At 49.7% G+C, this 17027-nt stretch carries 18 protein-coding genes and 1 riboswitch; of the genes, 5 read left to right on the forward strand and 13 right to left on the reverse strand.

Annotation, left to right across the window (positions count from 1 at the left end; all coding sequences use genetic code 11):
* Positions 1 to 190: 190 nt before the first annotated feature.
* The 3 genes from GRF59_RS27445 to GRF59_RS27455 all read right to left on the reverse strand — a co-directional run bounded on the left by GRF59_RS27445 (position 191) and on the right by GRF59_RS27455 (position 1716).
* On the reverse strand, positions 191 to 535 hold the full coding sequence (locus GRF59_RS27445; RefSeq protein WP_160500921.1) for a YflT domain-containing protein: 345 nt from the start codon (positions 533 to 535) through the stop codon (positions 191 to 193).
* A 92-nt stretch (positions 536 to 627) separates the two neighbouring features.
* A complete protein-coding gene (locus GRF59_RS27450) occupies positions 628 to 1167 on the reverse strand; it encodes a hypothetical protein (RefSeq protein ID WP_160500922.1) in 540 nt (179 codons plus the stop codon).
* A gap of 51 nt (positions 1168 to 1218) precedes the next feature.
* Complete coding sequence (locus GRF59_RS27455) at positions 1219 to 1716, reverse strand: DUF948 domain-containing protein (protein ID WP_160500923.1); 498 nt, start codon at positions 1714 to 1716, stop codon at positions 1219 to 1221.
* Positions 1717 to 2019: 303 nt separating this feature from the next.
* Between GRF59_RS27455 and GRF59_RS27460 the strand changes: the two genes are divergently transcribed.
* Complete coding sequence (locus GRF59_RS27460; protein ID WP_127605059.1) at positions 2020 to 2184, forward strand: DUF1328 domain-containing protein; 165 nt, start codon at positions 2020 to 2022, stop codon at positions 2182 to 2184.
* Between the two features lie 122 nt (positions 2185 to 2306).
* Here GRF59_RS27460 and GRF59_RS27465 read toward each other — a convergent pair whose 3' ends face one another.
* On the reverse strand, positions 2307 to 2879 hold the full coding sequence (locus GRF59_RS27465) for a hypothetical protein (RefSeq protein ID WP_160500924.1): 573 nt from the start codon (positions 2877 to 2879) through the stop codon (positions 2307 to 2309).
* Between the two features lie 156 nt (positions 2880 to 3035).
* Positions 3036 to 3689: an SGNH/GDSL hydrolase family protein gene (locus GRF59_RS27470; RefSeq protein ID WP_160501004.1), complete on the reverse strand. Its 654-nt coding sequence runs from the start codon at positions 3687 to 3689 to the stop codon at positions 3036 to 3038.
* 222 nt (positions 3690 to 3911) lie between these two features.
* On the opposite strand from GRF59_RS27470, the gene GRF59_RS27475 reads away from it, so the two are divergent.
* Positions 3912 to 4298: a hypothetical protein gene (locus GRF59_RS27475; RefSeq protein WP_160500925.1), complete on the forward strand. Its 387-nt coding sequence runs from the start codon at positions 3912 to 3914 to the stop codon at positions 4296 to 4298.
* Positions 4299 to 4486: 188 nt separating this feature from the next.
* Here the strand turns inward: GRF59_RS27475 and GRF59_RS27480 are convergent, their stop codons facing one another.
* A complete protein-coding gene (locus GRF59_RS27480) occupies positions 4487 to 5353 on the reverse strand; it encodes a C40 family peptidase (RefSeq protein WP_160500926.1) in 867 nt (288 codons plus the stop codon).
* Between the two features lie 188 nt (positions 5354 to 5541).
* Positions 5542 to 6453 carry a cation diffusion facilitator family transporter gene (locus GRF59_RS27485; protein WP_160500927.1) on the reverse strand — a complete coding sequence of 304 codons (912 nt, stop codon included), beginning with the start codon at positions 6451 to 6453 and terminating at the stop codon, positions 5542 to 5544.
* A 180-nt stretch (positions 6454 to 6633) separates the two neighbouring features.
* Here GRF59_RS27485 and GRF59_RS27490 point away from each other — a divergent pair, with 180 nt between their 5' ends.
* Entirely contained in the window at positions 6634 to 6819 is a 186-nt protein-coding gene (locus tag GRF59_RS27490) for a hypothetical protein (RefSeq protein WP_160500928.1), read from the forward strand.
* A gap of 83 nt (positions 6820 to 6902) precedes the next feature.
* Here the strand turns inward: GRF59_RS27490 and GRF59_RS27495 are convergent, their stop codons facing one another.
* The 5 genes from GRF59_RS27495 to GRF59_RS27510 form a co-directional block, all read right to left on the reverse strand.
* Entirely contained in the window at positions 6903 to 8528 is a 1626-nt protein-coding gene (locus tag GRF59_RS27495) for an ABC-F family ATP-binding cassette domain-containing protein (RefSeq protein ID WP_160500929.1), read from the reverse strand.
* 257 nt (positions 8529 to 8785) lie between these two features.
* Positions 8786 to 9781 (reverse strand): MBL fold metallo-hydrolase, encoded by a 996-nt coding sequence (locus GRF59_RS27500; protein ID WP_160500930.1) that lies wholly within the window; start codon positions 9779 to 9781, stop codon positions 8786 to 8788.
* 103 nt (positions 9782 to 9884) lie between these two features.
* Positions 9885 to 9989 (reverse strand): cytochrome bd oxidase small subunit CydS family protein, encoded by a 105-nt coding sequence (gene cydS / locus GRF59_RS30335; RefSeq protein ID WP_423802987.1) that lies wholly within the window; start codon positions 9987 to 9989, stop codon positions 9885 to 9887.
* Between the two features lie 6 nt (positions 9990 to 9995).
* Positions 9996 to 11027, reverse strand: a complete 1032-nt coding sequence (locus GRF59_RS27505) for a cytochrome d ubiquinol oxidase subunit II (RefSeq protein WP_160500931.1) — start codon at positions 11025 to 11027, stop codon at positions 9996 to 9998.
* Positions 11028 to 12371, reverse strand: coding sequence for a cytochrome ubiquinol oxidase subunit I (locus GRF59_RS27510; protein WP_160500932.1), 1344 nt, complete (start codon positions 12369 to 12371; stop codon positions 11028 to 11030).
* 307 nt (positions 12372 to 12678) lie between these two features.
* Here GRF59_RS27510 and GRF59_RS27515 point away from each other — a divergent pair, with 307 nt between their 5' ends.
* A complete protein-coding gene (locus tag GRF59_RS27515) occupies positions 12679 to 13815 on the forward strand; it encodes a virulence factor (protein WP_160500933.1) in 1137 nt (378 codons plus the stop codon).
* Between the two features lie 119 nt (positions 13816 to 13934).
* A riboswitch (Lysine riboswitch) is annotated at positions 13935 to 14135 on the forward strand.
* 136 nt (positions 14136 to 14271) lie between these two features.
* Positions 14272 to 15735, forward strand: coding sequence for an amino acid permease (locus tag GRF59_RS27520; protein WP_160500934.1), 1464 nt, complete (start codon positions 14272 to 14274; stop codon positions 15733 to 15735).
* A 66-nt stretch (positions 15736 to 15801) separates the two neighbouring features.
* Here GRF59_RS27520 and GRF59_RS27525 read toward each other — a convergent pair whose 3' ends face one another.
* Positions 15802 to 16944, reverse strand: a complete 1143-nt coding sequence (locus GRF59_RS27525) for a transglutaminase domain-containing protein (protein WP_160500935.1) — start codon at positions 16942 to 16944, stop codon at positions 15802 to 15804.
* Positions 16945 to 17027 lie beyond the last annotated feature (83 nt).

Here is a 17027-nt window from a genome sequence, read left to right on the forward strand (position 1 = left end):
ATGAAATCTCTCTCTATATACTATATAACATATACCGTAGATTTTTCAGCCACAAACTCCATTTAGTAGTTGGAACGAGGGGCAGTAAAACCCACCTGTTCCAAAAACATAGATAAGGAATGGGACAGACGGGTCCCATTCCTTATCTATATTTTTGCATCATATCCAACCTATAGCACGCATTGGAATCTTATGCTTTTTTCGCAATGACAAGAACTTTACCGAGGTCCAGTTCCTTCTCGTAAAACTGGGCTTCCGCTTCTGTAAAGCCCATGGAAGTAATTTTGGCGCGAAGCTCGTCGCCACGTGAACGGAACAAATTAGCCAGAGCATCAAACATGCCTTCTTCTTTCAAGCCAATCTGATCCGCATCGGCCGTTTCGGCAATCCGTTCCGAACGGTCACCGTCATGGGCCAGAACAAATATATCGTCATAAACATATCCGTTGCTGCGGAGCTGGTTCACTTCCTCGACAGCCTGAACTCCGTTCTCCACGACTTTCGCATACGATTTTGCATTGGTTGATGAATTCATGGTTCTCACTCTCCTCATATATTTGTAATCTCGCTCATGTACTTTTTAACCTAGGGAGCCGGCTCTGAAACGCGGTTCCATGAACTTCCACGTCACTCCGTGGTACTGTCGAAAAAGTCGACGCCTTCAAGCGCCCCCGTGTCCGAATTGGTATATACCTTAATGGCATGATAGCCTCTGATAAAGACATTCCCATCTTCGGCCACAAACTGCGGCTTGCCAAACGTACGCTCAAGATCCGCCTTTTTCAGAGGTACCCAGGCTCCATTCACCTGCATTTTACCGGAATCCGCGGCAATATGAACGTAATCCACGACGTCTTCGCATACGCCGATCACGGCATCTTTATAATGATACTCATGACAGCCCGTCAAGCGGTCTTGCGTAACCTGAAGCGGTTTCCCTTTTTTGGCGAGCACGTCTTTCTTCGTATCATTCAGGGAGATGCCGTTCATTGTATCAAACCTGCTCATGGATACTTGAGCCCGTGAAGCACTCTTCTGAGCGAAATGGACGACCGCCTGCCGAACCGCAGGCTCCGCTGAGTGAAGCTGGGCGGTATCAGGCTGAACGGCGGACATGGAGGACAAGGGAGAAAGCACACCTAACAGTAACGCAAAGATTTCAAACATTTTTTCTCACCCTTTCTGCAGTCTTTCAATCAGCCTTGTTACCTGCTCAGCTTAGTGGCGGAATTTCTGCCAAATGGTAGCAGCGACATCCGCATACTTCATCCAGTTGGAGCCGGATTTCCCTTTGCTTTCATACGTAGAAGCGTAGGATTGAAGCGTACGCTCTTCAGCGGTTGAAGTAGACGGAAGGGCAGCATGCTGATTGGCGTTTACTCTGGGACTTGTCTGCTTGAATTTTTGAATCATGGTTGTGGATGCCTGTTTGGCGGCAAGTGTCACTTCGCTCAGGACCTCGCCCAAATTTTTAACCGAGTTCATCACCGGATCGATTTGTTTCATCTTGTGCTGGACGTCCACGGTAATATCGCTGGCATGTCTAACGATTTGCTTGACTTCATATCCGAGTTCATCAATCGTTTGCTGAACCTCCTGCAGTGTCTGCGTCGTTTTCTCCAGAGAATCTTTTGCAGCCAGAAGGGTCTTGATCAAATAAACGACCAGTACGGCAAAAGCAACAGCGATGATGGCAATACTTATTCCTACGAGCATTGCAAAACCTCTCTTTCTATATAGATTGAACGGCCGATTCTCCTTCAATAGGAAAGCTGCACGCTCAGTCCATATGTATCGTTTTTGATGTCCTGATATGCCTTAGTTACCCTATCCTCCAAAACCCGAAACAAGGCTTATTTTACCGCTAGCAGGAGTTGTTTCATTTCATTTTGGCAAGGTTAAAGAAACATACAGGACGGGGCGGACAAGACTTCCGCCGGGTATCCTCTTCTCATGACAGACTGGAAGCTAAGGGATACCGTGAACCATCCAAATTATATGAAAGCATGGTGATTCAAGATGTTGAAATGGTCAATTATCTTTCTGATCGTTGCAATTGTCGCAGGTATATTTGGATTCTTTAATATCGTAGCAGCGGCAGCAACCATCGCCAAAGTATTGTTCTTTATCTTCCTGGTGCTCTTTATTATTTCCCTCTTCACCGGCCGCAGCCGAACGCTTTAACGAGGTTAAGAAACCGATACCCCTAAAAAAAGAGATATTCAAAAGGTTAGAATTATAAAAAAACCAAGCGCTACTTCCTGTAGCGCTTGGTTTTTTTATGTTCTTTGAAGCTTGCTGCCCGTCTATTTCAACAACAGGGACGGCAGCGATAGCCAGTCGAGCTTAAAGGTCAGCCGAACCCCGTCCTGCAGAAACTCCATATGATCTACCGTCAGCATATCCGGCAAATGGTCTTTCAGAGGTACGGTGATGGTCCCCAGTCCAAAGCGTTCCGCCGGCACTTGGATGGCTTTGACCCGCGTGGACTGATGATGCAGCTCCAGTATGCTGCCGTTTGCTTCCATATTAAATTTCAGTTCGGCGCCAAATGGAATCAATCCTTCCCACTTGCCGTTGATATCTGCCGTGACCTCTTGGCCGTTAAAATGAAAATCCGAACCGGTGACGGTAATCTGCTGCGGAATATCTCCCATATGCTTAAGCAGTTCCTTTTTCGCAAGCTCGTTTAATTCACTTCCGCTCAGCGTAATTTCCGGCTTGCGGGTCTTCAGCATTTGCAGCGCCTTAGCCTTCACGTCGATTTCCTTATAATTCATATCCAGCTTTTGATCAGGAGAAATATACCAGATCCCGATGCCACATCCAATGACGACAAGCACCACCAGTGTGATCACGAACCGAAGCAGTACTTTCATATTCCGCCTCCTCTCACCCTCATATTCTCCTATTATACTGAAATCGGCAGCGAATAACGAATAGGCAGGCAAAATGGCGGACTTCAGCGAACGAACATGAAAAAGGCCCCTTCTCTACCGAGAAGCAGGCCGTTGGATCAACCATTTATTCGAATTTTAGACGAAACCGTGTTTCTGGACGACTTCAAGCCAGCGTCTTGCAATCACATCATGCCCAGCGCCTGTCGGATGCACGCCATCATAGAGCCAATATATAGGCTCCGCTCTTTGTGCCGCTTCATCAAAAGCATCCTGCAGCGGGACGAAAATGGCTCCGAACTCATCGGCGAGTTTGCGGACAATCCCTTGGTATCTCCCCACCAGTTCTTTCCATCCACTCCATTTCTCTTCCGTTGCCGATCCCTTAAGCACGAAAGGTTCGCACAGAATCAGACGGGTATCAGGAAGAACTTCCCTTGTCTCCTCCAGCAAATGCCTGTAAGCTCTTTCAAAACGGTCCGTGGCGCCGCTCGGTTCCCCCGACATCGTTCTCCAGGCATCGTTTACACCAATCAGGATGCTGATGACGTCCGGATTCAGACTGAATGCATCTTCATTCCATCGAGCGTATAGATCGGAAACCCGGTTGCCGCTGATTCCACGGTTAATGAACAACGGATTCTTTTCCGCGTTGTCGTTCGATAGCCTGGCGGAAATGAGATATACATAGCTTTGCCCGATAAAATGTTTTTGATGTAGCCCTCTATCCCGGTTTGCATCCGTAATGGAATCACCCTGGAACAAAATTACCGCATTCTCTTTCGCGATCATCTGCATCACTCGACTTTCAGATAGGATTATGAAGAATTTTACTATTCATTATACTCGAATATACGACGAATTTTGATAATCTTCCAAAATCTTTATACTTATGCTGCATGGCTTCATGGGAGAATTATCCTATAATTTGCAGAATGTGTTGGTTCAATTTACCAAGCAAAGGTTATTTGTAGTGTAGAAACAACAGAACATAAACCAAGGAGGAACACTCATATGAAAAAAATAGTTACCTTTGCAGCAGCTTTCGGAATCATGGCTTCCATGGGAACCGCGGTATTTGCCGATGCAGATACGACCACGACAACAGAAACTCCAGCTTCAACCGTTTCAGGAACATCCGTAACTGTTGCTGATCCTGTTAAACTGGTGGATGAACCCATCATCAAGGCGGATCAAACGGAAACGCTGAGCAATGTACCGCTCATTCTTACCGAGAATACGATGTTCTATTTCGAGCCGGGCGGTAAAATTGCTAATATGCTAGCTCCCCAGGTCGTGTACGCTACCGGCAACCGTGTCACGGACATCCTTGGCAACGGCGAATGGGTTGAAATCTACACCTGGATCGGAACATCTTGGATACATGTAGGGGCAATGTAAGACCTTTAGCTTTAGAAATAGAATGAACTAAAGAATTTCGTTGCTCAAGCTGATGACTTTAGTTCCTTCTATACATAACAGCATGAGCCGACATCATGTAAAACCGATCTAACGATCGTAAACAAAATGAGATTCTACTTATTGCCAGAACAAAGGGACCGGAATTCCTCCGGTCCCTTTTCTGATGACTATTTAAGCACGCTGCCGCCATACAAAAAGCGAAGCTTCCAAGCGTTGCTAAAGTCGGTCACCACGACACCGCCCGCTTTCTCGGAATACGTGTGAAGCAATTTGCCGTCCCCGAGGTACACCGCTACATGAGTAATCCGTTCCTGATCCGGGTTAATCCCTTGGTATGACGAAACATTGGACCCTTCATAATTCTTGAAAAATACGAGGTCTCCCCTTTTGAGGTTATCGACATTATACACCGCATCGCCGTGTTCCTTGATCCATGTTCCTTGCTGACGGGAATCCGCGGGAAGAACGATCTTTGCCGCTTCCTTGAAGATTTGACGGGTGAATGCCGAGCAATCAAACGTGTTGGTCTGATTCCGGTCCGAGCCATATTCGTATGGAGTGCCCAAATACTTCATGCCTGTCTGAATAACCTGTTCGATGATGGCATTCGCATTGGAGCCTGCCGGCGGTGTTACCGGAGCAGGATTTACGGCATTAGAACCGGAACCGTTATCCGGCCTAGAAGGTGAACTGGAACCTGTTCCCGAACCGGATTTCACGGTTATGTATTGATCGGCGGTACTGGTATAGCCCACCTTTCCTGTCGATGTTTTTATTTTATAGAAATAAGTCGTGCTCTTTTCGAGTATTGTAACTTCTTCTCCGTTCTTTAAATATCCCAGCACTTCACTCGACATGGATGGCTTGTCCCTTAATTTGACGCTCCCCTGGATCACTCCGGTTTGGGAAGCTACACTCTTTTGCGTAATCACCGAAGCAGCTTCAGCTTTGGGCCCTGCAGGCAGTATGATAGCAGCCGAGACCGCCGCCGAAACGAGCAGGCATCCAAGCAAGCTTCTCTTGATGTTAATCATGTAATTCCTCCTTGTGATGACTGATATTGAGTTATCTGTCCCCATTATAGTCAGAAGGCCGGATCTTCCATATGATCCTTTTCTCACAAAAAAACTTCGGATTTAGCGAAATGCAGGTCTAAAGTCTCAATACCCCCTTTATTTACGCTTTCTGGAACAAAAAAAGAGGGCATGCCTGGGCACACTCTCTACTTCTTAACGCTATGATGATGCCTTTCCGGTTCCAATATATCCAAATCCTTGGGCTCCACATGAACATGAACGTTCATAATATTCTGTATGTCCGTCAGACGTTCCTCGATTTCGTCACTGATCCGGTGGCCTTCAATAATACTTAGATGGGGATCAACCTCAATCACCACATCGACCAGGACATGATTGCCGTGAACCCTTGCTTTAACATCCTTGATGCCTTCCACGCCTGGAGTGCGGCCGATGGCGCTGCGCAAATCCTTCAGCTCCGCCTGATCGAATCCGTCCGTCAGACGATAGGTGGAGTCTCTGAAGATATCCCACGCTGTCTTACAAATCAGCAGGCCGACAACAAAAGCTGCAGCCACATCAAGCCATGGCAGTCCAAACTGCGCACCAACGATGCCAACCGCGGCTCCGATACTGACCAAGGCATCGGAGAAATTATCCTTGGCAGCAGCCATAAGCGCCTGATTGTTGATTTGTTGTGCCAGCCTCTTATTGTACCGGTATACGCCGTACATACAAACCGCACATACGACTGCGACCCCGGCCGCCCATAAGTTCGGTTCAGCTTCCTTGCCGGCAAACAATGAACGTACCGCCTCAACCAGGACCTGAATACCGACCATAGCCATAATGAATGAAGCAATCAGAGCGGCAACCGTTTCTGCCCGGAAGTGCCCGTAAGCATGGTCAGAATCCGGTGGTTTTCGGGATATGCGCAGTCCAATCAGCACTGCCAGCGACGCCACAATGTCCGTCACATTATTAAACCCGTCCGCAAGCAGCGCACTCGATGCGAACAGATACCCACTGACCAGTTTAAAGGCGGAGAGGATCAGATAGGCCGTAATGCTGACCCAGGCTCCTCGCTCCCCTTTTCGTATATCATCATATATATCCACGTTCCGAAGCCACCTTTTCAGCAGGGTTCCTAAAAGTACTTACCCATCCTAGCAAATGCGACCCGTGTAGGTCTAGAGAAACATAGTTGCCAGCGGCAAAGAGGTTTTGTCCCTTCCATCTCTTGTGGGGAACCACAAAAAAAGATAGAATAAGGACACAACCTAAAGGGAGGGCTACCCATGTCCGAAAATAACAATTCCAAAAAGGTCAACCTTGCTGATGCTATCCGTGCGAAGCTGGATCAAAAGAAACAGCAATCCGGTTCGCAAAAGCCCGGCGGATTCCAAAGCAATTCACCGCATGCAATGAAAAGCCAAAACAATAAAAAACCAAACAATCAACGCCGCCGTACCGGAGGATCATAGATCACTATCGGTTCCAAGGCACGAAAAAGCTGCTCCCCTCACTCGGGAAGCAGCTTTTTTCATTAAATGTGATATCGATCGGCTTACAAGCCGTTCGGATACATTTTTTCACGGAGGCCTTTGACTTCATCACTCTCAAGATACTCGTCATAGGTCATGGATTTGTCGATGATGCCGGTTGGCGTAATCTCGATAATGCGGTTCGCGATCGTCTGAATGAACTGATGGTCATGCGATGTGAACAGAATAGTTCCGTCGAAATCGATGAGTCCGTTATTCAGCGCCGTGATCGACTCCAGATCCAAGTGGTTGGTTGGCTCGTCAAGCAGCAGCACGTTGGCGCCGTTCAGCATCATCTTGGCGAGCATGCAGCGTACTTTCTCTCCCCCGGAGAGAACGCTGGCTTTCTTCAAGGCTTCTTCCCCAGAGAAGAGCATCCGGCCGAGGAATCCGCGCAGGAAGGTTTCGTCTTGATCCTTGGAGTACTGGCGCAGCCACTCAACCAGGTTCAGATCCACCCCATCGAAATATTCGGAGTTATCTTTCGGGAAATAAGCTTGAGTCGTGGTTACGCCCCAAGAGAATTCACCCGCTTCAGGTTCTGTACGACCCATCAACACTTCGAACAGCAAGGACTTCGGCAGACCGTTCGGACCTACCAAAGCGATCTTGTCACCCTTGTTGACGATGAAACTCAATTCATCCAGAACTTTTTCTCCTTCGATAGACTTGCTAAGACGATCAACGGTCAACAGCTGCTTGCCCGCCTCACGCTCCGGCTTGAAGTGCAGGAACGGATATTTCCGGTTTGAAGGACGAAGATCGTCCAACGTAATTTTGTCGAGCTGCTTCTTACGGGAAGTAGCCTGCTTCGATTTGGAAGCGTTCGCCGAGAAGCGCTGGATAAATGCCTGCAGCTCCTTGATCTTCTCTTCCTTTTTCTTGTTGGCATCACGCTGGAGCTCAAGCGCCAGTTTACTGGATTCATACCAGAAGTCGTAGTTGCCGACATACATCTGAATTTTGCCGAAATCGATATCCGCAATATGCGTACATACCTTATTTAGGAAGTGACGGTCATGGGATACAACAATAACGGTGCCTTCATAATCCATCAAGAAGTTCTCAAGCCACTGAATCGATTCGAGGTCCAAGTGGTTGGTAGGCTCGTCAAGCAGCAGGTTATTCGGACGGCCGAACAGTGCCTGAGCCAGGAGCACGCGGACCTTCTCGTTGCCGCTTAGCTCTTCCATTTTCTTGTCGTGCATCTCGCGCGAAATACCAAGTCCGATCAAGAGTGCAGCCGCATCCGGCTCAGCGTCCCAGCCGTTCAGCTCAGCAAATTCACCTTCAAGCTCGCCTGCACGAAGGCCATCCTCTTCAGAGAAGTCGGATTTGGCATACAAAGCGTCCTTCTCTTTCATGATGTCATACAGACGGCTGTGTCCCATAATAACGGTTTCGAGAACCGGATATTCGTCATATTCAAAATGGTTCTGCTTCAGGACGGCCATCCGTTCGCCCGGTGTCATGTGAACTTCGCCCATGTTGGCTTCGATTTCACCGGATAGAATTTTGAGGAAGGTCGATTTACCGGCGCCGTTGGCACCGATCAGACCGTAGCAGTTGCCCGGTGTAAATTTTATATTTACATCTTCAAAAAGTGCGCGCTTTCCATAACGGAGCGTCACGCCGCTTGTACTGATCATTAAGCATTACCATCCCTTTCACAATAGGCTTCAGCACATTATAGCACAAAAAAAACGTCTTATCGACGTATCTTCACAGATGACAGACCGCTTTTAGCTGTTGTTTTTCTTGCGATATGAGGATGCCGTCTCGTTCCGAAGCGATTTCTTTCTGATGCCATCAGAAAACGTCCTATCAATCCATTGCCGCAGATGCAACCGGATAGGACGTTTTACGTTCATGCATAACATTCCTGATGGAAAAAATAGAGCAAGAGCTACTCTCCGGCCTTCCGCCGCTCGGGATGAATCCGCAGGGTTTCCCCGTACTTCAGCACTTTCAAGCGATCTTCCTCGATGCCTAGCCGCACCCGCTCAGCCTCCATCCGGTCCAGCGCCTCGCGCGCCGTATCATCCGCCAGCCGAAATGTTCCATAATGCATCGGAATCATAGTCTCTGCCCGGACGTCCAGAAAGGCCTGCATGGCTTCTTCCGGATTCACATGCTGTGAGGTCATGAACCACTCCGGCTCATACGCTCCGATGGGCATCATCGCGACATGGATGTGATACCTTTTGCCGATATCCTTAAAGCCGGGGAAATAACCGCTATCGCCAGCAAAATATAGGTTCGGCGGCAGCAGTTCCATCTCCGCCCCTTCCTCCTTCGCATCCAACTGTACGGCATTCGCGGGCTCCAGAATATACCCTCCCCAGTGCGAGGTATTCGTATCGAAAGGAGTCCTGCGCGTCCAATGCTGCGTAGGCACAAAGGATATTCTCACGTTGCGGATGACCGTATGGTCCCACCACTTGAGCTCAAGGCAGTTATGGAAGCCTTTGCGGACCATCTTCTTTTTCAGCCCCACCGGTACGATCAGCGTCGTTCCCGCATTGTATAACCTGCGTATGGAAGCCAGATGCATATGGTCATAGTGGGAGTGCGAGATCAGAATGACGTCGACGGGAGGCACTTCCCCGATTTCGATCCCCGGCTCTCCCAACCTGCGCTCAAATCCCATCCGTTTAGCCCATACCGGGTCGGTCAGGATGTTGAGCCCTTCATATTGAATAAAAAAAGTCGAATGTCCGATCCATGTAATGGAGGTATCCAGACGGTTCGCATGCAGATAGTCAAGCTCAGGTGGTACATTGGGCACTTGAAAGGAATAGTCTTTTTTCTTCTGTTTGCGTTCCTGGCGCCACTGCTTGAATTGCTTTAATGTGTGGTCCGTGTTGACGTTGTCCATATTGTCGTAGCGAATTTTGGGCAAGAGCTCCCCCTCCTTCTCATACAATCCGTTATTTCATTTTACCCTGAATGAAACCCGGTGTACCAGCAGGAGAATCGGCGCATTCCCAAGTACTGCCCGCCCGTCACTCATCACTCGGATCCTTGTATTTTACTATATAGATGGCCAAAAACAGGATCGAAGCGATCACAATCCCCATCGGCGCAATGAATATCGAGAAGTCCTCCACGATCCGTCACCCTTTCTTGGCAGAGCTGCCGCGGATGTATTTGGCATCAAACAGAAAGAGACGCATGATCAAAACCAGCGAAGGGACAAGCACAATCAGTCCCAGTACAAAAGCCGTGATCAGCGCGATTGCCATCGTGTCATTCGTGAAATTTTCATAGATGCTGATCTGCTTGTACAGCACATAAGGCAGATGGGATCGACCATACCCAAACCAAGCAAAAGCAAACTGCAGCATGACCATAATGAAGGACCATCCCAGATGCTTCTTGCGCCATACGAGATACACAGCGATCAGGAAGCAGAGGAACGATATCACAAACATCCATGCATGATCCAGCATCCGTTGAAAGTGTTCCGGGTTCTGCCGGTTGATCTCGAAAAATGCCAGCAACGAAGCAGCTATTGTCGGACCGCTCCAGACTAGGGCATACCTGCGCAAAATCTCAAACGCTCCCTCATCCCTGCTCTTGTTCGCGTAAAAGCTTAAGAACATCGCGGATATGTACAGCACGCTGACAAGCGCCAGCAGAATCACGGACCAGGTATACGGATTGGTAAAAAAGTCGACCCAGCCAATCACAACCTTGCCCTCCCGGACCGTAATGATGCCTCCCTCCGAAATCGCCAGTATAGTCGATAGCGCAGCCGGAATCAGGATACCTGTTGCCCCGTACAAAGCCATGTAGATTTTATTGTTCTCCTTGCTGCTGCCGTATGTATTAAACGCATAGTAGACCCCTCGGAGAGCGAGCAGCACGATCACCAGGCTCCCGGGAACAAGCAGAGCCGTACCGTAGTAATAAGCCGCATCCGGAAAAAATCCGATCAAACCGATATAAAAAAACACCAGAAAAACGTTGGTAACCTCCCACACCGGTGAAAGATAACGCTGAATGATATTGTGCACCTTGTTCTCGTGCCCGAGTACCACGCTGTAGAAGCTGAAAAAGCCCGCCCCGAAATCAATCGAGGCCACGATCATGTATCCGAACAAAAAAACCCACAGTACGGTGATGCCTACAATTTCGTAGCTCACTTAAGGCTCAGCTCCTTCCATTCCCAGTGCTCTCATCTCTTCAACGGCATCCTTATTGCGAAAAAGCTTGCTCAGCACCTTGACGCAGGAAAAGCATAATACCAGATACAATAGAATGAAGAGCACCAGCATCCAGCCTACGTAATCCGCTGTCGTTGCAGCTTCGGTCACCTTCATGTATCCGCGCATGATCCATGGCTGACGCCCCACCTCCGCATACATCCAGCCAACTTCTATCGCTGCAAAAGAGAGCGGGCCAAGCGCCATAATGCCGATCAGCAGCCACTTTGGATAACCCTTCCTGCCCGGCAGCCATTTTCGCAGCATATAGAGCAGCGGAATCACGACCAGCAATCCCCCGAGCGTCACCATCGTGTCAAAATAATAATGGATCGAAAGCGGCGGACGCTCATCCTCAGGGAATTCATTCAGGCCAATGACCTCCGTGTTGGGGGCATTGCCGGCAAGGATACTGAGTGCATAAGGGATTCTCAGCCCGTAGCGAACTTCATTGTTATCGTCCAGTACGCCGCCGTACACCAAGGTCGCATAAGGCCGGGTTTCAAAATGCCACTCTCCCGCGGCAAGCTTCTCCGGTTGGTACTTGGCCAAATATTTGCCGGAAAAATCCCCGATAATCGCGGTGGCCACCGCAAACACAAACGTGGAAACCACGGTCAGCTTTAATGCTTTTTTGAAATAAACATGCTTCTGGCCCCGAAGGATACTGAATGCGGCAATCCCGCCAAGAACCCCCGCGCACAAGGTGTAGGAAGATACCAGTACATGCGCCACTTTGGTCGGTGCGGCTGTATTCAGCATGGCGGCAATGGGATTAATATCCGTTAAAACCCCATTCGCCAACGTAAACCCCTGCGGCGCATTCATAAAGGAGTTGACCATGGTGATAAACATAGCCGACGCCGATGAACCGAGGGCTACAGGTATGAGCAGCAGCAGATGCGTCCCTTTGTTCTTGAACCGGTCCCACGTGTATAAATAAATGCCCAGAAAAATAGCCTCCACGAAAAAAGCAAAGGTTTCCATAAACAACGGCAGTGCAATCGCCTGCCCCGCAACGCGTATAAAGGTTGGCCATAGGAGGCTGAGCTGGAGTCCGATCGATGTACCTGTCACCACGCCCACTGCCACTGTAATTACGAACCCTCTGGCCCAACGCCTGGCAAGCAGCGTATAATGCGGATCATTGGTGCGTATGCCCCGCCACTCGGCCAGCGCGATCATGACCGGAATTCCGACGCCAAGAGAGGCAAAAATAATATGAACGAACAATGTAAGACCGGTTAAAATCCGGCTCAGCAGAACGGGATCGAGTGAAGACATTCATTCATCAGCTCCTTCAGCATGTTCGGAATACCTAACCGAAATAGTCCATATATCGCATGAAGCCTTTGACTGCGCCGTAAAGGCAGACCGCGGCAACAATGACGCAGATGATAACCAGAACCCTCTCCTGCTTCTTGAACAATCGTGGATTCCCTCCCGGCTTCGGGTAATGATTTGCAGTACTGGCACGTTCGTAAACAGTTTGGCTTAAAAATCCTGTTCATATCCAACTCGTTTTTTTTGTTTAGGTGCAAAGTAATGTACACTATAATGAGGTAAGAAATTGATAAGGAGGTTTCTTTTCATGAAAATTAAATTCATAGAACCAACGCCGAGCCCGAACTCCATGAAGCTTCATCTCGATGAAAGCCTGGAGAGCGGAATTCGCAAAACATATACGCTCGACAATGAGCGGTCCGCTCCATCATGGATTCGGGAAATGCTTCATATTGAAGGGGTGAAAAGCGTATTCCATACGCTCGATTTCGTCGCTCTTGAGCGCAAGGGCAACGCCGATTGGTCCGTAATTCTAGGTGAAGTCCAAGAACGCTTCGGTCAGGAAGGCATGCAAAATGCCATGTTGGAAGATGACGCGGATGCAGCCGAGCATTTTGGCGAAGCTGAAGTCCTCGTCCAGTTCTTTCGTGGTATCCCGATGCAGATCCGCGTCAAATCCGGCTCGCAGGAAGAGCGGATGGCGCTTTCCCAGCGCTTCACGGAGGCCGTTATGGAGGTAGCAGCGGCAACCATGATCAAAGAGCGCAAGCTGAAGGATTATGGCGTCCGTTACGGTGAACTTCAGGAGATCGCCAAGGAGGTAGAACAGGAGCTCGAAGCCGCATTTCCGGAGGAACGCCTGAAGCAGGTCATCTCCCAAGCGATAGCCCATGGGGCAAGCAGCGAAGAATTCGAGGAAGAACGCCGTGAATTGAGTCTGGGTGAACTCAAGGAGGCCATGGACAGTGCCGACTGGCGCGTACGTTATGCTGCCATGGACAACATGACGCCTACGGAAGAGCATCTTCCGATTCTCAGCAGAGCGCTCCATGACGAAAAAATGCAAACACGTCGGCTCGCCGTTGTCTATCTTGGAGATCTGCGCACACCTGAAGCCATGGAACTGCTGTACGAAGCACTGAAGGACAGCTCCCCTACCGTACGCCGCACCGCCGGAGACACACTCTCGGATATCGGTGATCCTGCAGCTACGCCTGCGATGCAGGCTTTGCTCAAGGACAGCAGCAAAATTGTTCGCTGGCGTGCTGCCCGGTTCCTCTACGAAGTCGGAACAGAGGATGCCAGAGATGCACTGGAAGAAGCCGTTCAGGATCCGGAATTCGAAGTCAGTCTTCAGGCGCGGATGGCGCTTGAGCGGATCGAATCCGGCGAGCAAGCGGCAGGCACCGTGTGGCAGCAGATGGCTAAGCGCAACGAATCCTGATTTCGACTATCGAGGACGTCCCGGTTGCCTGATATATCCATTGTCAGGTGTCCGCCGTTGCATTACTATATAGAAACGATACAACCGAATATATACTCAAAGATAACCTCATCCTGCAAAGGTGAGGTAGAGGTTGCGAAAGCGATGAGTAGCTGCAAGGAGGCGTAAGAGCCGCCTGTGACTTGCGGTGAAGGGCGCTTTCGCCGAAGCGTGCGCATCCGCCCTTATGAAGTGCATGCTGGGGCTGTACCCGAAAGGGACAGAACTGTCGCGGCCCATGGCTTCTTATAGCCTGCCGGCCGTGGTGAGCTATCTTTCATGGATGCACGGATGCGGAAACCAGAGGTTAAATATCAAGCCCGCAGGTCATTCTATACCTGCGGGCTTTTTCACTGGTAATCCCCTTCCATGATATGCAATATATTGAAATTATTCTTGAAGGGAAGTTTTACTGTTATGCGTACCAAAACACCTGCGACCTCGCTGAAGCAGAGCCTGAAAGCCCGCCACATGACGATGATCGCCCTTGGGGGCTCCATCGGAACCGGGCTTTTTCTTGCGAGCGGGAGCGCGATATCCTCATCGGGTCCCGGCGGAGCCATTCTGGCTTATGCCGCCATCGGACTCATGGTATATTTCCTCATGACCAGCCTCGGAGAAATGGCAACCTACATGCCTGACTCCGGTTCTTTCAGTACCTACGGCAGCCGTTTTGTCAGTCCGGCCTTCGGCTTTGCAGTCGGCTGGAATTTCTGGTACAACTGGGCGGTCACGATCGCGGCCGAGCTCTCCGCCGCCACCGTCATTATTAAATACTGGCTGCCAAACTCTCCTTCCATCCTCTGGAGCGTCTTGTTCCTGGCGTTGATGTTCGCACTTAACATTCTCTCGGCCAAGGGATACGGGGAATCCGAATACTGGTTTGCGATTATCAAAATCGTAACGGTCATTATATTCCTGGTGCTGGGTGTCATGATGATCTTCGGTATCCTCGGCGGCAAGCCCGTTGGATTCAGCAACTTCAATCTCGGCGGCAGTCCATTCCATGGCGGTTTCTTCGCTATCATAGGCGTGTTCATGGCTGCCGGATTCTCGTTCCAGGGAACCGAGCTGATCGGCGTAGCCGCAGGTGAAAGCGAAAACCCGCGCAAAAATGTGCCGCGCGCGATCCGGCAGGTCTTTTGGCGGATTCTGATTTTTTATATTTTTGCCATTATCGTCATTGGGTTTCTGATTCCCTATACCAATCCGAACCTGCTCAAAACGGATCTGAACAATATCGGCGTCAGCCCCTTTACGCTTGTATTTGAAAAGGCCGGGCTTGCCTTCGCCGCTTCCGTCATGAATGCCGTCATTCTGAGCTCTGTTCTGTCTGCAGGTAATTCCGGCATGTATTCTTCCACCCGGGTTCTCTACGCGATGGCCAAGGATGGGCTTGCACCGAAAATTCTCGGAAAGCTGAACAGCCGCGGTGTTCCGGTCAACGCGCTGATCATGACGACGCTGGTCGGCATGCTGGCCTTTCTCGCCTCTTTGTTCGGAGACGGGATCGTATATAACTGGCTGCTGAATGCCTCAGGAATGTGCGGCTTTATCAACTGGCTTGGCATTGCGGTCTGCCATTACCGGTTCCGCCGAGCCTTCATTGCCCAGGGTCATTCGCTCGACGAGCTTTCTTACCGCGCCAAATGGTTTCCGTTAGGTCCAATATTCGCCTTTATCTTGTGTATGATCGCCATCGGTGGACAGAACACCGGAGCCTTCACGGGCTCAAGCATCGACTGGTATGGCATCTTGGTATCCTACGTCAGTGTCCCACTCTTTATCATCATTTGGTTCGGATACAAATGGATCAAAGGAAGCAAGCTGATTCCGTTGAAGCAATGTGACCTGACTACACATGAACGGCCAACCCGTTAACTCATAAGAAGAAAAAAGAAAGGTCCCTCGGCCGCTTCCGCGCCCCGGGGACCTTTCTTATATTTCTTATTTCCAAGTAACGTACACTCGCAGATCATCCGTCTCATCCAGTTCGCTTTCCACATAAGAGATGGAGTTGACACCAAGCCGGTACAGATCCTGCAGATCATCCATCAAATTCTCGTGATTGCCTGAATATCGGAATAACAAGGAATGTCCCCCTTGCTTGATCACCGTGCGTACTTTGGTTCTCAGCTTAGAGCTTGTATTTACAATCTCGTCCGGATCATACAACTGGTATTCCAGATCCTGAACCAGTTTTTTATAGTAGCTCTGACGGCTGTCATTTTGTTTAATGAACGTGGTCAGCGTATCCCGGTAAAGCGTGTTTGCCGCCGGGTAGCTTTTCGTCCAGCTGTGATCCTTCCTCATCTGCTTATCCGTGCGGAGATAATATCCAATGCCGATTTCCCCCGCCTTGTCAGGAGCCGGGTCGTCCCAAGTCGTATCGAGATGATACCACTTGCCATCGAGCAGCACCAGATTCCAGGCGTGAAGCTGGCTGATTCCCGTATCCCGCGGGGCAGCCGTTCCTTCTACAATTCTGTTGGTGATGCCGGCTTCCTTTAACATTTTATAGGTCAGGAGCGAATAACCCTGGCATACGGTACTGCCGGAATTCAGACCGTCATAGGCCGTATACTTTTGCAGCGTCTCGTCATATTTCAAGTGAAGGACAATCCAGTCATGAATCGCTTTGACCTTTTCATGGTCATTCATTCCCGGCTTGATGATGCTGCCCAGTATGCTCTGAACACGCTTGGAGACGTAAGCCGTCTGCTCTGCCGTTTCCCGGTAGCTCAGCTGAACGCTTACAGTCGCCGATTTCGAACTTCCGCTGTAAGAATAACCATAGCTCTCAATGGTGTAGTTCATGTATGGATCGCTTTCCAGCGCCTGCTCCAGTGCATCCTTCAGCTGCCCCTTCAGCTGATTGGTCTTTCCTTGATATACAAACTGGACCTGACTCAAACGCTTGTTCATGGCACTCAGCAGTGTTTTCTGAAGCTCCTGGTCGGTTCGGACTACATTTGCGCTGGATGACGTGGAAGCATACACCATTTCCCAATCAATACTAGGGGGTAACACCGCTGCGATGAGCGAACCGGTCAGCACGACCTTGGCAACCGATCTGCGCTTCCATCTCATACAGCACCCTCCCTTCTCTACGTATAGGCATTGTTTGCTTGAGATTCCATGCAGCCGCATCTTTAGCCCTTCGAAATGACTCT

Origin of the sequence: Paenibacillus dendrobii (assembly GCF_009807035.1) — a bacterium.
Taxonomy (GTDB): Bacteria; Bacillota; Bacilli; order Paenibacillales; family Paenibacillaceae; genus Paenibacillus_AQ; species Paenibacillus_AQ dendrobii.

Excerpts from the sequence above, each read along its gene's own strand:
- GRF59_RS27445 (WP_160500921.1), bottom strand. The coding sequence starts at position 535 with ATGAATTCATCAACCAATGCAAAATCGTATGCGAAAGTCGTGGAGAAC.
- GRF59_RS27450 (WP_160500922.1), bottom strand. The coding sequence starts at position 1,167 with ATGTTTGAAATCTTTGCGTTACTGTTAGGTGTGCTTTCTCCCTTGTCC.
- GRF59_RS27455 (WP_160500923.1), bottom strand. The coding sequence starts at position 1,716 with ATGCTCGTAGGAATAAGTATTGCCATCATCGCTGTTGCTTTTGCCGTA.
- GRF59_RS27460 (WP_127605059.1), top strand. The coding sequence starts at position 2,020 with ATGTTGAAATGGTCAATTATCTTTCTGATCGTTGCAATTGTCGCAGGT.
- GRF59_RS27465 (WP_160500924.1), bottom strand. The coding sequence starts at position 2,879 with ATGAAAGTACTGCTTCGGTTCGTGATCACACTGGTGGTGCTTGTCGTC.
- GRF59_RS27470 (WP_160501004.1), bottom strand. The coding sequence starts at position 3,689 with ATGATCGCGAAAGAGAATGCGGTAATTTTGTTCCAGGGTGATTCCATT.
- GRF59_RS27475 (WP_160500925.1), top strand. The coding sequence starts at position 3,912 with ATGAAAAAAATAGTTACCTTTGCAGCAGCTTTCGGAATCATGGCTTCC.
- GRF59_RS27480 (WP_160500926.1), bottom strand. The coding sequence starts at position 5,353 with ATGATTAACATCAAGAGAAGCTTGCTTGGATGCCTGCTCGTTTCGGCG.
- GRF59_RS27490 (WP_160500928.1), top strand. The coding sequence starts at position 6,634 with ATGTCCGAAAATAACAATTCCAAAAAGGTCAACCTTGCTGATGCTATC.
- GRF59_RS27495 (WP_160500929.1), bottom strand. The coding sequence starts at position 8,528 with ATGATCAGTACAAGCGGCGTGACGCTCCGTTATGGAAAGCGCGCACTT.
- GRF59_RS27510 (WP_160500932.1), bottom strand. The coding sequence starts at position 12,371 with ATGTCTTCACTCGATCCCGTTCTGCTGAGCCGGATTTTAACCGGTCTT.
- GRF59_RS27515 (WP_160500933.1), top strand. The coding sequence starts at position 12,679 with ATGAAAATTAAATTCATAGAACCAACGCCGAGCCCGAACTCCATGAAG.
- GRF59_RS27520 (WP_160500934.1), top strand. The coding sequence starts at position 14,272 with ATGCGTACCAAAACACCTGCGACCTCGCTGAAGCAGAGCCTGAAAGCC.
- GRF59_RS27525 (WP_160500935.1), bottom strand. The coding sequence starts at position 16,944 with ATGAGATGGAAGCGCAGATCGGTTGCCAAGGTCGTGCTGACCGGTTCG.